This is a genomic window from Streptomyces sp. NPDC034084, from assembly GCF_055575535.1.
The window spans coordinates 328889-341909 of the sequence record NZ_JBVISK010000004.1 but is presented as its reverse complement, the minus strand read 5'-3'; the positions used below and the strand labels follow the sequence as shown (position 1 = coordinate 341909).

At 73.6% G+C, this 13021-nt stretch carries 12 protein-coding genes and 1 pseudogene; 6 read left to right on the top strand and 7 right to left on the bottom strand.

Annotated features, from left to right (window positions below; translation table 11 throughout):
- Positions 1–73: 73 nt before the first annotated feature.
- From ACZ51I_RS16705 to ACZ51I_RS16685, 5 genes and pseudogenes are all read left to right on the top strand, one after another.
- Positions 74–1018 carry an AurF N-oxygenase family protein gene (locus ACZ51I_RS16705; protein WP_468876242.1) on the top strand — a complete coding sequence of 315 codons (945 nt, stop codon included), beginning with the start codon at positions 74–76 and terminating at the stop codon, positions 1016–1018.
- Positions 1019–1048: 30 nt separating this feature from the next.
- Positions 1049–1771 (top strand): TetR/AcrR family transcriptional regulator, encoded by a 723-nt coding sequence (locus tag ACZ51I_RS16700; protein ID WP_468876240.1) that lies wholly within the window; start codon positions 1049–1051, stop codon positions 1769–1771.
- A gap of 27 nt (positions 1772–1798) precedes the next feature.
- Positions 1799–2080, top strand: coding sequence for a hypothetical protein (locus ACZ51I_RS16695; RefSeq protein ID WP_468876238.1), 282 nt, complete (start codon positions 1799–1801; stop codon positions 2078–2080).
- 74 nt (positions 2081–2154) lie between these two features.
- Positions 2155–3597: a C40 family peptidase gene (locus ACZ51I_RS16690; protein WP_468876236.1), complete on the top strand. Its 1443-nt coding sequence runs from the start codon at positions 2155–2157 to the stop codon at positions 3595–3597.
- A 67-nt stretch (positions 3598–3664) separates the two neighbouring features.
- Positions 3665–4561, top strand: a pseudogene (locus ACZ51I_RS16685) (MFS transporter); the annotation flags it as partial.
- 323 nt (positions 4562–4884) lie between these two features.
- Here ACZ51I_RS16685 and ACZ51I_RS16680 read toward each other — a convergent pair.
- The 6 genes from ACZ51I_RS16680 to ACZ51I_RS16655 form a co-directional block, all read right to left on the bottom strand.
- Entirely contained in the window at positions 4885–5415 is a 531-nt protein-coding gene (locus tag ACZ51I_RS16680; protein WP_468876234.1) for a DUF6584 family protein, read from the bottom strand.
- Between the two features lie 141 nt (positions 5416–5556).
- Entirely contained in the window at positions 5557–6792 is a 1236-nt protein-coding gene (locus ACZ51I_RS16675) for a styrene monooxygenase/indole monooxygenase family protein (protein ID WP_468876232.1), read from the bottom strand.
- A 45-nt stretch (positions 6793–6837) separates the two neighbouring features.
- Positions 6838–7536 carry a GTP-binding protein gene (locus ACZ51I_RS16670; RefSeq protein ID WP_468876231.1) on the bottom strand — a complete coding sequence of 233 codons (699 nt, stop codon included), beginning with the start codon at positions 7534–7536 and terminating at the stop codon, positions 6838–6840.
- Positions 7517–7930, bottom strand: coding sequence for a DUF742 domain-containing protein (locus ACZ51I_RS16665; protein ID WP_468876229.1), 414 nt, complete (start codon positions 7928–7930; stop codon positions 7517–7519). Before ACZ51I_RS16665 ends, ACZ51I_RS16670 begins: the two co-directional genes overlap by 20 nt.
- Before the next feature lie 5 nt (positions 7931–7935).
- Entirely contained in the window at positions 7936–8427 is a 492-nt protein-coding gene (locus ACZ51I_RS16660; protein WP_468876227.1) for a roadblock/LC7 domain-containing protein, read from the bottom strand.
- Positions 8424–11219 carry a sensor histidine kinase gene (locus ACZ51I_RS16655; protein ID WP_468876225.1) on the bottom strand — a complete coding sequence of 932 codons (2796 nt, stop codon included), beginning with the start codon at positions 11217–11219 and terminating at the stop codon, positions 8424–8426. Before ACZ51I_RS16655 ends, ACZ51I_RS16660 begins: the two co-directional genes overlap by 4 nt.
- 386 nt (positions 11220–11605) lie before the next feature.
- On the opposite strand from ACZ51I_RS16655, the gene ACZ51I_RS16650 reads away from it, so the two are divergent.
- A complete protein-coding gene (locus ACZ51I_RS16650; RefSeq protein WP_468876223.1) occupies positions 11606–12388 on the top strand; it encodes a hypothetical protein in 783 nt (260 codons plus the stop codon).
- Positions 12389–12398: 10 nt separating this feature from the next.
- On the opposite strand, the gene ACZ51I_RS16645 is transcribed toward ACZ51I_RS16650, so the two are convergent.
- On the bottom strand, positions 12399–12896 hold the full coding sequence (locus ACZ51I_RS16645; protein WP_468876221.1) for a MarR family winged helix-turn-helix transcriptional regulator: 498 nt from the start codon (positions 12894–12896) through the stop codon (positions 12399–12401).
- Between the last annotated feature and the right edge of the window lie 125 nt (positions 12897–13021).

Genomic DNA, 13021 nt, shown 5'->3' with positions numbered 1-13021 from the left:
GTGGTAGACGGATCGTCAACAAGTCGGACGGAGGGTCTTGACGGCACTGCCGACGGGCAGTCTCATCACAGTCATGACGCCGTCGAGGTCCATCGCCGAGCCCGACTTCAGCCTCCTCCGCGACGCCCTGGGGCCGCTGCGCGACCGCGAGCAGGTCGCCCAGCGCCTCCTGGACGCCTCCCGCAGGCACTCCTACGACCCGGACACCGAGCTCGACTGGGACGCGCCCTTCGAGGACGGCAGGTGGTTCTGGCCACCCGAGCTGGTCTCCCTCTACGACACCCCGCTGTGGCGCCGGATGTCCGAGGACCAGCGGATCGAGCTCTCCCGGCACGAGGCGGCCTCGCTCGCCTCCCTGGGCGTCTGGTTCGAGATCATCCTCATGCAGCTGCTCGTCCGGCACATCTACGACAAGCCCCTGACCAGCCATCACGTCCGGTACGCCCTGACCGAGATCGCGGACGAGTGCCGGCACTCCATGATGTTCGCCCGACTGATCCGGCGCGGCGGCACCCCCGCCTACCCGGTGCCGAGGATCTACCACAACCTCGCGCGGATCCTGAAGACCGTCTCCACCACCCCCGGCTCCTTCGCCGCCACCCTGCTCGGCGAGGAGATCCTCGACTGGATGCAGCGCCTGACCTTCCCGGACGAGCGGGTGCAGACCCTCGTGCGCGGGGTCACCCGCATCCATGTGGTCGAGGAGGCCCGCCACGTGCGGTACGCCCGCGAGGAGCTGCGCCGCCAGATGGCGACCGCCCCGCGCTGGGAGCAGGAGTTCACCCGGCTGAGCTGCGGCGAGGCCGCGCGGGCCTTCTCCACCTGCTTCGTCAACCCCGGGGTGTACGAGGCGGTGGGCCTGGACCGGCGCGAGGCCGTGGCCCAGGTGCGGGCGAGCGGACACCGGCGCGAGGTCATGCGGGCCGGAGCGAAGCGGCTCACCGACTTCCTCGACGACGTCGGTGTGCTGCGCGGGCCGGGGCGCCGGCTCTGGAAGTCCTCCGGGCTGCTGGCCTGAGCGAGCCGCTCCGCGGTTACGCTGCGGTCCATGACGAGCGCCGCCACCCCCGCGTACCGCAGACTCAGTGTCGAGAAGCGGCGCGGGCAGCTCCTCGACGCCGCCCTGGGGCTCTTCGCCCACCGGGCGCCCGAGGACGTCTCGCTCGACGACGTCGCCGAGGCGGCCGGCGTCTCGCGGCCCCTCGTCTACCGCTACTTCCCCGGCGGCAAGCAGCAGCTGTACGAGGCGGCCCTGCGGTCCCACGCCGACGCCCTGAACCACTGCTTCACCGAGCCGCCGACCGGGCCGCCCACCGAGCGGCTGGGCCGGGTGCTCGACCGCTACCTGGCCTTCGTCGACGAGCACGACGCCGGGTTCAGCGCCCTGCTGCGGGGCGGCAGCGTCGCCGAGACCTCCCGGACCTCCGCCATCGTGGACGAGGTGCGGCGGTCCGCCGCCGAGCAGATCCTCGTCCACCTCGGGGCGGAGCGGCCGGGCCCCCGGCTCGGGATGCTCGTCCGGACGTGGATCGCCGCCGTCGAGGCGGCCTCGCTCATCTGGCTCGACGAGGAGAAGCAGCCGCCGGCCCGCGAACTGCGGGACTGGCTCGTCGACCATCTCGTCGCCCTGCTCGTCGCGACCACGGCGAGCGACGAGGAGACGGCCGGGGTCGTGAGGCGGCTCCTGGCGCAGGAGACACCCGAGGGGCCGGTGGCGAGGCTGGCCCGACGGGTGGTCCCGGTGTGGGGCGAGGCGGCCCACCTGCTGTGAGGCGGTGACCCGGGAGAGACTGTGGGGGTGAGAAGCGAGAACACCCCCTTCCGCGGCGGCCCCCTCGACGGCAGGGCCCTGCCGATCCTGCTGGGCCCGACCGGCCACCCGCCGAAGTGGTACGAGATCCCGGTCCCGGCGCACGACGGCCGCCCGCCGGCCCTGCACACGTACCGGCGCGAGCCCGCGGGCTACACGAAGCGGCTCGGGCTCCAGCGCGGCTGGGTCTACGTGTACGCCCCCGAGGGGCGGGAGCGGCGCGAGCTGAAGTGGCCGTGGTCGAAGCCGTCACCGGGGCCGAACGGGTGATGCGGCGGGGCACGCCCCGATTCATACGGTAATCGGATGAAGTGAACCGTCATCATCCCCGTGGAGGTGGTGACGTGTCGCGAAGCCTGCTGCGTACGGTCTGCATGGGGGCACTCGCCGCGGCGACGACGCTCACAGGGGTGCTCCCGTCGGCGGGCGCCGCCCCGGAACCACCCCCGGACCCTCCGGCGGAGGCCCCGATCGCCTGGGCGGACCCGGCGGCGGAACCGGTGGAACCGGTCGACCCGGCGGCGAACCCGACGGCCGCAGCCGCGGCCGAGGACCCGGCCGACACGACGAAGCCGGCCGCCGCCAGGGACCCGGCCGACACGGAGGCGCCGGCCTCAGCCACCGACCCGGCGGGCCCGGCGGTGCCGCCCACGGGTCCGGCCGGCCCGGCAGCCCCGCCCGCCGCCACGGACCGGGGCGACCCCGCCGATCCGGCGGCCCCCGCCGATGACGACGCCTCCGCACTCCCGCCCCCCGGTGGGGACTCCGTCAGCGGGCTGCTCACCCGGTTGCGGACGCTCTACCGGCAGGCCGAGGAGGCGACCGAGCGGTACAACGCCGCCGAGGAGGCGCTGAAGCGCCAGGCGGCCGACACGAAGAAGGTCACCGCCCGGCTCACCGCCGCCCGGACGGCCCTGGCGCAGGGCCGTGCCGCGGCCGGCCGGATCGCCCGGGACCAGTACCAGGGCAGGTCCGCCGCGTTTTCGCTTCCCCCGTACGTGCGACTGCTCTTCGCGCCGGACCCCCAGTCGGCCCTGGACGAGGGGCACCTGATGGCACGCGCGGCCCGTGACCGGACCACCGCCGTCGCCCGGCTCACCCGGGCCGAGCGGCAGGCCGACAGCCTCGCGAGCGCCTCCCGCAAGGCCCTGGACCGGCAGCAGGGGCTCGCCGCCGCGCAGCGCACCCGGCGCGACGAGGTGCGAGCGAAACTGCTCCAGGTCGAGAAGCTGCTCGCCACCCTGTCGCCGGAGCAACTGACCCGGCTCACCGCCCTCGAACGCGTCCAGACCGCCGGCGCGCAGCGCGAGCTGCTCGACTCCGGCGTCCTGGACGGCCCCCGCACACCCTCCCGGGCCGGCGCGGAGGCCCTGCGCTTCGCGGTGGGCCAGATCGGCAAGCCGTACGAGTGGGGGGCGGAGGGCCCGGAAGCGTACGACTGCTCGGGGCTGACCCAGCAGGCGTGGGCGGCGGCGGGCCGGGAGCTGCCGAGGACCAGCCAGGAGCAGTGGGCGACGCTGCCCCGGGTGTCGCTGGCGGAGCTGCGCCCCGGCGACCTGGTGGTCTACTTCCCGGGCGCGACCCACGTGGCGCTCTACCTCGGCGAGGGCCTGGTGGTGCAGGCCCCGCGTCCGGGCGGGAAGGTGAAGGTCTCACCGCTCGCGGCGAACCCGCTGCTCGGAGCCGTACGGCCCGACCCGGACGGCACGCCTCTCAAGACGTACACCCCGCCCGAGCTCCCGGAGGGCGCCAGGGAGGGCGGCGACGAGGGCTACGACCGACGCTGAACTCCCTTTCCACGCGCGCCCCTTGCTCCTGCACGTAATATGCAACAAGCTATACGGGTCCTTACCGATGGCCGACCGTCGGTCCTGGAAACGGAGCCCCGTCATGCCCAGACTCTTGCCGGCCACCCGCCCCCGACGCGTGCTCGCCGCCTCGAACTTCGTCAACGCCGTCGGCAGCGGCCTCTTCCTGACCGCCGGAGTGCTGTACTTCACCCAGGCCGTGCGCCTCCCGGCCGCCACCGTGGGGCTCGGGCTCGGCGTCGCCGGGCTCCTGTCGCTGGCCGTGGGGATCGCCGTGGGCCACCTCGCGGACCGGCGCGGCGCGCGCGGGGTCTTCGTGACGACGCTCGCGGTGCAGGCGCTCGCCACGGCGGCCTTCGTGTTCGCGGACAGTTTCTGGCCGTTCGTCCTCGCCGTCTCCACCGCGACCGGCGCGAAGGCCGCCGGTCTCGCCGCCAGGGCGCCGCTCATCCGGCAGTTCGGAGGGGACAGGCCGCAGGAGTTCCGCGCCTGTCTACGGGCCGTGACCAACGTCGGCATCTCCCTCGGCGCGCTCCTCGCGGGGTGGGCGGTCCAGGTCGGCACGCTCGGCGCCTACCAGATCCTCGTCGTGGGCAACGCGTGCGCGTTCGCGGCCTCCGCCGCCTTCCTGCTCCCGCTGCCGCCCGTCGCCCCCGCGCCCGTCGCCCGCGGTCCCCGGTGGGTCGCCCTGCGGGACCGGCCGTACCTGGCGCTCACCGCGCTCGACGGCGTCATGGCCGTCCAGTTCAAGGTGCTCACCGTCGCGATCCCGCTCTGGCTCGTGGCCTCCACCACCGCCCCGCACTGGCTCGTCTCCGGCACGATGCTCGCCAACACCGTCCTCGTCGTCGGCCTCCAGGTGCGCGCGAGCCGTGGCGTCGACTCGCCCCGGGCCGGCGGCCGCGCCTACCGTCGCGCCGGAGCGGCCTTCCTCGTCTCCTGCGCCCTGGTCCCGCTCTCCGCGGGGACGCCCGTCGCGGTGGCGGTCGTCCTGCTCCTGACCGCCGTGGTCGTCCACACGGTCGGTGAACTCTGGCACGCGGCGGGCGGCTTCGAGGTGTCGTACGCCCTCGCACCGCCCCAGGCCACCGGCCAGTACCTGGGGGTCTTCGGACTGGGCGCCGGCCTGTCCGAGGCCCTCGGCCCCGGACTGCTCATCGCGCTCTGCGTCGGCTGGGGCCGCCCCGGATGGTTCGTCGTGGGCGGCCTCTTCGCTCTGACCGGCCTCCTGACCCCCCTCGCGGTCCGCCGCGCGGAGGAGGGCCGTCAGTCGCTGAAGAGGGTGATGACCCCGAGCACCCAGACGCCCACGAAGACGATCGTGCCCATCAGGCAGCCGGCGCCGACGATGAACCCGCCGACCGACCACCGGCCGGTGTCCGGCGCGTCTTCCTCGCGCGGGTCCTCCGCGTAGGAGGCGGGATCGTCCCAGTCGACGGGCCTCCCCAGCGCCTCGGCGCAGGCCGTCCGCACGGAGACGAGCTGCCGCTCGGCGAACGCGGTGCCGGCCAGGGCCTCGGGGCCCCGCCACGCGAGGGCCCTCATCCGCCGCCCGGGAGATCCGTACCGCTCCTCGAAGGCCTCGGTCTCGTCCGCCCGCCGGTCCTCTTCGAGGTACGTCCAGCGCCCCGCCTCCGCCGCGTCCCCGTACAGCCGGTACACCTCGGCGAGCCGGCGGCGGAGGGTCAGGTCGTACGGGAAGGAGGAGACGAGTCCGCGCAGGCGCTGGTGCGCCATCGGCACCCGGCCGGCGGCCAGGTCCGCGTCCACGCGGGCGAGGGTGTCTGACAGGGGCATGCCCCCATGATCGACCACCGGCCCCCACCGGATCGACCGGATTTCGACGGCCGGCGCACGGGGCGCCGGCCGTCGACGGGAGGGCCTAGGGGGCGTCTCGTCGATCACGCCGGGCTCGCGGCGGGATCGACAGGACATCCCCTAGCTCCCCGCGACCTCGGCCAGGTAGGCGGACGTCTTCTCCGGGTCGAAGAAGAAGTTCTCGAAGTCGGCCGGGTCGTCGAAGCCGTTGGCGAAGCGGTCGGCGACGGGCTGCAGCTGGCCGGCCGCGCCCAGGAGGTTCAGGACGTGCTCCGGCGGGGGCGCCAGCATCGCGTTCGTCCACTTGGTGACGTGCTGGGCCGTCTGCCAGTAGCGCTCGAAGGCGCCCCGCATCCACTCCTCGTCGAAGGGCTTGTCGCCCTGCTCGACGATGGCGGAGAGGTACGCGGCGGCGCACTTGGACGCCGAGTTGGAGCCCTGGCCGGTGATCGGGTCGTTGGCGACGACGACGTCGGCGACGCCGAGGACCAGGCCGCCGCCGGGGAGCCGGCCGATGGGGTTGCGGACGGTAGGCGCGTACCGGCCGGCGAGGGTGCCGCCCGCGTCGGTCAGCTCGACCTTCGTCGCCCGCGCGTACTCCCAGGGCAGGAACTTCTCCATGAGCTCCAGCGTCAGGGCGAGGTGCTCGGACGGGTCCTTGACACCCTGGAAGGCGTCGACGGGGCCGCCGGGGACGCCCTCCCAGAAGAGGATGTCCGCGCGGCCACCGGTGGTGAGGGTCGGCATGACGAAGAGCTCGCCGACGCCCGGGACGATGTTGCAGCGGACCGCGTCGAAGTCGGGGTGCTCGGGGCGCGGGCCGAGGCCGTGGACGTACGCGACGGCCAGCGCGCGCTGCGGCTCGCTGTACGGCGAGCGGGACGCGTCCCGGCCGAACATGGAGACCAGCTCGCCCTTTCCGGCCGCGACGAGCACGAGATCGTAGCTGCGGGAGAAGTAGTCCAGGTCGCCGACGGCCGCGCCGTGTATCACCAGCTGGCCGCCGCGCTGGGCGAAGGTGTCCATCCAGCCGGCCATCTTCACGCGCTGGTCGACGGACTGCGCGTACCCGTCGAGCCTGCCGACCCAGTCGATCAGGCGGGCGGAGTCGGGGCCGGCGACGGAGACGCCGAGACCCTCGATCTTCGGGGCCTGGGACTCCCAGAAGTTGAGGCCGAGGTCCCGCTCGTGCTGGAGGGCGGTGTCGAACATGCACTGGGTGGACATGACCCGGCCGGTACGGATCTCGTCCGCGGTCCGGTTCGACATGAGGGTGACCTCGTACCCCTGCGACTGGAGTCCGAGGGCGAGCTGCAGGCCGGACTGGCCGGCGCCGACTATGAGTATCTTCCGCATGGGCGGGGCTCCTGGCGTGACGGTCGTACTGTTCGGGGGGGGCGGCTATTCGGGCGTGGCTTCGAGGGCGTGCGCGACCATCGCGAGCAGGGTCTCGACGACGCTGTACCGCTTGCGCGCGTCCATGATCACCACGGGCACGTGCGCGGGTACCGTCAGGGCCTCCCGGACGTCGTCCGCCTCGAACAGCTCGGTGCCCTCGAAGTGGTTGACGGCCACGATGTACGGCAGCCCGCAGCTCTCGAAGTAGTCGAGCGCCGGAAAGCAGTCGGTGAGCCTGCGGGTGTCGGCGAGCACGATCGCGCCGATCGCCCCGCGCACCAGGTCGTCCCACATGAACCAGAAGCGCTGCTGGCCCGGCGTGCCGAAGACGTACAGCACCAGGTCGTTGTCGAGGGTGATCCGGCCGAAGTCCATCGCCACCGTGGTGGTGAGCTTGTCCGGGGTGGCGCTGAGGTCGTCGGTGTCCTCGCTCGCCCGGGTCATCAGCGCCTCGGTCTGGAGCGGGGTGATCTCCGAGACGGCGCGGACGAAGGTGGTCTTGCCGACGCCGAATCCGCCGGCGACGACGATCTTCGTGGCGATCGGGGCGCGGGAGTGGTCGAGCTGCCAGTCCTGGGCGCCCTCTTCGGTGTCGACACCTTCGGGTTCCGGTTCGCGCGGTTCCATGCCCGGCTGGGCGGGGATGCCGGTGACCGGCGGTGTGTCGGAGACGGCGGTGGCGTCAGAGACGACGGAGTCCACTCAGCACCCTTTCGAGGAGCGCGCGGTCGGGCTGGCCGGTGGCGTGACCGGTCCCGTACACACGGATCTTTCCCTGGTCGGCCAGGTCGCTGAGCAGCACCCGGACGACCCCCAACGGCATCTTCAGAAGCGCCGAGATCTCCGCGACCGTGCGCATCCGGCGGCAGATCTCGACGATGGCCCGCATCTCCGGCATGAGGCCGCGGGCGGCCGGCCCGCCGTCCGTCAGGACCTTGCGCGCGGCGGGCGCTTCCAGCGCCGCCACGAAGGTCTCGACGAGCAGGACGTGGCCGAAGCGGGTACGGCCGCCGGTCAGCGAGTAGGGGCGCACGCGCGCGGGGCGCCGACCCTCTCCCCGTACCGGCAGCTTGAAGGCGTGATGAACCGAGGACATCGCCGTCACTGAGTGCTCTCCATCGATTTGCGCAGCTCGCTGCGGACTTCGGGGGTGAGTACGTGACCGGCGCGGCCCACGAAGAGCGCCATGTGGTACGCCACGACGCTCATGTCGCAGTCGGGCGTGGCGTGCACGCCGAGCAGCGAGCCGTCGCTGATCGACATGACGAAGACGCTGCCCTCCTCCATCGCCACCATCGTCTGCTTGACCCCGCCGCCGTCCATCAGCCGGGCCGCGCCGATGGTGAGGCTGCCGATGCCGGAGACGATGGTGGCCAGATCGGCGCTGGAGCCGCGCGGCCCGTCGGGACGGCCGGCGTCGGCGGCGACCGTCGTGGTCTGCTGGATGGCCGGGTCGGACGAGAGCAACAGCAGGCCGTCGGAGGAGACGACGGCCACCGAGCGGACACCCGGGACCTCCTCCACCAGATTCCCCAGCAGCCATTGCAGGTTGCGGGCTTCCGTGCTCAGTCCGAACGTTCCCGTCGCGGTCAACTGCGTGCCTCCTCGACTGTGTCCCCCGTCTTCTCCTCTGTACGTGCAGACCTCGTGGCTTCCGTGCGCGCCGTGTCCAGCTCCGCCTCCACGTCGCGGCGCCCGGCCTTGGCGCCCTGGTGGAAGCCGCCGAGGCGGCGGCGCAGTGCCTCGGCGTCCACGCCGCCCTGGCGGGGCGTGGTGGTGGCGGAGGCCGGGCGGACCACCTGCGGGGTGCGCTTGGGCAGGCCCTTGTCGGTGACCCGTTCCCACTGCGCGGGGCGCGGCCCGGGGACCGAGCCCTCGGCGGCGGACGCGTCGACGGCGCGCTCGTGGGCGTCCGGCTCCGGCTCCGGCTCCGGCGGCGGCTCGGGGAGCCGGACCTGGAGCGTGGTCTCGGAGACGGTCTCCCCGAGGGGGGCGGTCGCGTACGGCTCCGTCGGCTGGGTCGCGTGCGGCTCCTCCGGCTGGGGCTCGTACGGCTCCGCCGACTGGGGCTCCGACACCGGGGTCTGCGCCTGCGCCCGCTCCTCGGGGGCCTCCGGCTGCGCCGCCTGGAACGCGGCCTCCGCCGCCTCCACCAGGGGGTCGCGGTGCCGGGACGGCAGGGTGTTGGAGTTGGCCTCCGCGACCGAGCCGGGCAGCTGGATCGCCGGCGCGGTGCCCGCGACCCGTACGGGCTCCGACACGGCCGTCGGCGGGGTGGTGGGCAGCAGGGGCTGTGGCAGGACCACGACGGCCGCCGTGCCGCCCGACTGCTGCTCGCGGAGCTCGACGCGGACGCCGTGGCGGGCGGCGAGCAGGGCGATGACCCGCATGCCGAGGCCCTCGCCCTCGAAGGCCTCCGGGTCCGCCTCGGCGAGGCGCGCGTTGAGCTCGGCGGACCGGGAGGCGGTCATGCCGATGCCCGAGTCCTGCACGGAGAGCATCACCTCGCCGCTCTCCAGGAGCCAGCCGGAGAGCTGGACCTCGGCGTCGGGCGGCGAGAAGGAGGTGGCGTTCTCCAGGAGTTCCGCCACCAGGTGGCTCAGGTCGTCCGCGGCGAAGCCGGCGACCTGGGCGTGCGGCGGCAGCGACTGGATGGTGACCCGCTCGTACCGCTCGATCTCGCTGACGGCGGCGCGCAGCACGTCGACGAGCGGGACGGGCCCGGCATGACCGTGGACGTGCTCGTGTCCGGCGAGGACGAGGAGGTTCTCGCTGTGGCGGCGCATGACGGTCGCCATGTGGTCGAGCTTGAAGAGGGTCGCGAGGCGGTCCGGGTCCTGCTCGCGCTCCTCGAGCTTCTCGATGACGCCGAGCTGCCGCTCGACGAGCCCGAGGCTGCGCAGCGAGAGGTTCACGAAGGTGTGCTGGACGGTGCCCCTGAGCCGTTCGAGGTCGGCGGCGAGGAGGGCGACCCGGCCCTGTAGTTCGGCGCGCTGGGCGGCGAGTTCGGCGCTGACGGAGTCCTTGGCGGCGGTCAGCTCGGCGCGCTCGTCGGTGAGGCGCTCGGTCCGCGCGGCGAGGCCGGAGAGCTTGCCGTGCAGGGTGTTGAGGGAGCGGACGACCTGGGCGAACTCGTCGTTGCGGCCGGTGAAGCGGACCGCTTCCTCCGTGTGGGGCTCGGGGGCGGCGGCGAGCCTGGCGGCGCCGATCCGGAGCACGGCGAGCGGCCGGGTGAGGGTGCGGGCGACGTAGGTGGAGATGCCGATCGCGACGAGGAGGCAGCCGCCGAGGAAGGCGATGCGCAGTTCGAGCGCGGTGACGTCGTCGTCGCGGAGCGCGGCGAGGCGGGTCACCCGTTCGGTGGCGAGGGCGGACTCGACGCCGCGCATCTGCTCGATGCGGGCGGAGAGGGCGGCGTCCAGGGCGGCCGGGTCCGTGCCGCGCTCGGCCTCGGTCAGCCTGGGCTGGTCGGTGAGGGAGGCGAGGGCGAGTTCGGCGCTCTTGACGTCGGGGCCGGTGACGGTGGCCGCGAGGGAGTCGCGGGCGGTGGAGCCGGCGGCCTGGTCGAAGTCGCCGAGGGCGGCGAGTTCGCGGACGCGGGCCTGCTGGGCGGCCGCGGTGAGGTTGTCGCGGGTCCGTTCGGCCTCGGCGGCGCCGGCGGGCTCGTCGGCGACGTAGGAGCCGGTCCGGGTGTCGTAGTGGACGGTCCCGGTGGGCTCTGGTTGGGGCACGGAGAGCGCGGCGAGGAGCAGGCCGCGGGTGGCGGAGGCCTGTTCGACGGAGCGGCCGAGGGCGGCGGGGGCGCGGGTGGCCTCGGTCAGGGCGGCGTCGGAGGCGCGGGCCGGGGTCTTGTCGGCGAGTTCGTCGGCGAGGGCCTGGAGCTTGCCGATCACGTCCGAGTACGCCCTGTGGGCCTCCAGGGCCGTGCCCTTGCCGGTGAGGGCGGTGCGGCGGACGGAGGGGACTCCGGCGAGGTCGCGGCGGAGCTCGGCGGGGGCCGCGGGCCGGATCTCGTCGATCTGGCGGTCGACCCGGGTGGAGCGGGCCTCGGTGATCCGCCGCTGGTGCTTGGCGTCGCCGCTCTGGTTCTCGCGCCCGGCCGCGATGTAGGCGACGACCTCGTCGCGCTCGTCGGAGAGGGAGTGCGCGAGGGTGACGGCCTGCCGGTCGAGTTCGGCGAGGGTGACCAGGCGCTGGGACTCGGTGAGCTCGGTGGAGGCGGCGAGGATCGCGGGGGCTCCGGCGGCGAGGACGGTGACGCCCACGAGGGCGACGCCGGCGACGAGCCGGTTACGGACACGCTTGGGCCGGCCGGCGGGGGCCTGCGGCTCACCGGGGGTCTGGCTCTGCGTGCCGTTCTTGCTCCGAGGCCGCTTCTTCTGCACCGGTGCTCGCAATCTTGATTCGTCCGCCGATGAAGCAGAGGTGACGGCCGGTCACATGGAGCGCGCCCCCACCCCTGGTACGGCTTCCGACCATTCCAGCGCTTCCGGCAGGGGGACGGGCATCGGCCGCTCCGCCACCCGAACGAGTGAACAACACTCGGTAGTTGGCGAACAACTTCCGGCGGCCTTTGCCGGAGGCGCGTGCGGGGCGCCGGTTGGATCTTCCGGGCGGCCTTTGGCAGGATGCGCGCCCGCAGATTCCCGGAGGTGTCCGTTCCGCCTCTCGGCGCCGCTTCCGCGCGGTTGGTACAGGCCATTTCCGTTCGTTTGCAGGTCCGGTGAAGGAGTCTGCGGAGGGACGCACGGGGGCGGGCACACTGAAGGGCATGCGCAGCGAAGCCGCCTCTCTTCCCGGCAGCCCCGAACGCCCCAACGAGGACTGGGTGGCCGCCGCCCTGCCCGCCTCGGGGAGCGGAGGGGCAGTCGTCCTCCTCGACGGCGTCACGCCCCCCGCCGGGGATGACGGTTGTGTGCACACGGTCCCGTGGTTCACCGCGCGACTGGGCGGGGCTTTGACCGAACTGTCCGGTTCCCGGCGGGACATGACGCTGTCCGAGATCCTGTCGCTGGCCATCCGGCGCACTGCGGACGCCCACCGCCGCACCTGTGACCTTTCTCACGTGCGAACACCTCAGGCGACCGTGGTGCTCGTCCGCTGGGACGAGGTGTCGGTCGAGCACCTCGTCCTCTCCGACTCCGTCCTCCTCCTGGAGGCCCCGGACGGGTCGGTGCGGGCCGTGCTCGACGACCGGCTCGACCGGGTGCCGGACGAGGTGCTGCGGTCCCTGGAGGCGACGGACCGGCTGCGGAACCGGGAGGGTGGCTTCTTCACGGCGGCGGCCGACCCGGCGGTGGCCGGGCGGGCGGTGACGGGGACGACGTGCCGCGCGGAGGTACGGGGGCTGGCGGCGCTCACGGACGGGGCGAGCCGCTGGGTGGAGCTGTTCGGCGAGGGCGACTGGGCGGAGTGCTTCGCCGTACTGCGCGAGGAGGGTCCGGCCGGCCTGCTGGGCCGGGTGCGGGCGCTGGAGACGGAGGACGCCCTGTCCGGCGGGGTGCGCCGCTGGAAGCTCCACGACGACGCGACGGCGGTGTACGTGGAGCTCTGAGCCGGAGCCGTCAGCCCTCCGAGCGGACGTTGAAGTGGTTCAGGAGGCGGGCGAGTTCGGCGACCTCGGCGCGGTCCCAGTCGGCGAGTTTGCGGACGTAGCGTTCACGCCGGGCGTCACGGACGCTGCGGAAGCGACTGCGGCCCTCCTCGGTGAGCCGGACGAGCGAGGCGCGGCCGTCGGCGGGGTCGGGGTCGCGGGCGACGAGCCCGAGGTCCTCCAGGGCGCGGAGCTGCCGGCTCATGGTGGCCTTGCCGACACCGAAGTAGCCGGCGAGTTCGGTGGCCCGCTGGGGTCCGGCGTCGTCGAGGCGTACGAAGAGGCCGTAGGCGGCGGGCTCCAGTTCGGGGTGGACCTCGCGGGCCATCTCGCCGGACTGGGCGCGGGCGCGGCGCAGAAAGACCGCCAGCTCCCGTTCGAGCGCGAGGAATTCCTGGTCCACACCACCTCCGGCGGTGGCCCGGCCCTCACTTCCCGTACCGCTTCCGTGCACGTCAGCACCTCCCATGCGCTTTCCGGCCGCTGAAAGTTTCTTCCGGCGGCGCCCATCGCCGCAGCTCCTTCAGTATTTCGCAGGAGTAGACCAACGGCGGCGACCAGCCCCTCTTCCGCCGTGCGGGTCTACGTGCGTAG

What these genes read in the sequence shown, in the direction of transcription:
- ACZ51I_RS16705 (WP_468876242.1), top strand. Translation starts at nt 74, where the DNA reads ATGACGCCGTCGAGGTCCATCGCCGAGCCCGACTTCAGCCTCCTCCGC.
- ACZ51I_RS16700 (WP_468876240.1), top strand. Translation starts at nt 1,049, where the DNA reads ATGACGAGCGCCGCCACCCCCGCGTACCGCAGACTCAGTGTCGAGAAG.
- ACZ51I_RS16680 (WP_468876234.1), bottom strand. Translation starts at nt 5,415, where the DNA reads ATGCCCCTGTCAGACACCCTCGCCCGCGTGGACGCGGACCTGGCCGCC.
- ACZ51I_RS16675 (WP_468876232.1), bottom strand. Translation starts at nt 6,792, where the DNA reads ATGCGGAAGATACTCATAGTCGGCGCCGGCCAGTCCGGCCTGCAGCTC.
- ACZ51I_RS16665 (WP_468876229.1), bottom strand. Translation starts at nt 7,930, where the DNA reads ATGTCCTCGGTTCATCACGCCTTCAAGCTGCCGGTACGGGGAGAGGGT.
- ACZ51I_RS16650 (WP_468876223.1), top strand. Translation starts at nt 11,606, where the DNA reads ATGCGCAGCGAAGCCGCCTCTCTTCCCGGCAGCCCCGAACGCCCCAAC.
- ACZ51I_RS16645 (WP_468876221.1), bottom strand. Translation starts at nt 12,896, where the DNA reads ATGGGAGGTGCTGACGTGCACGGAAGCGGTACGGGAAGTGAGGGCCGG.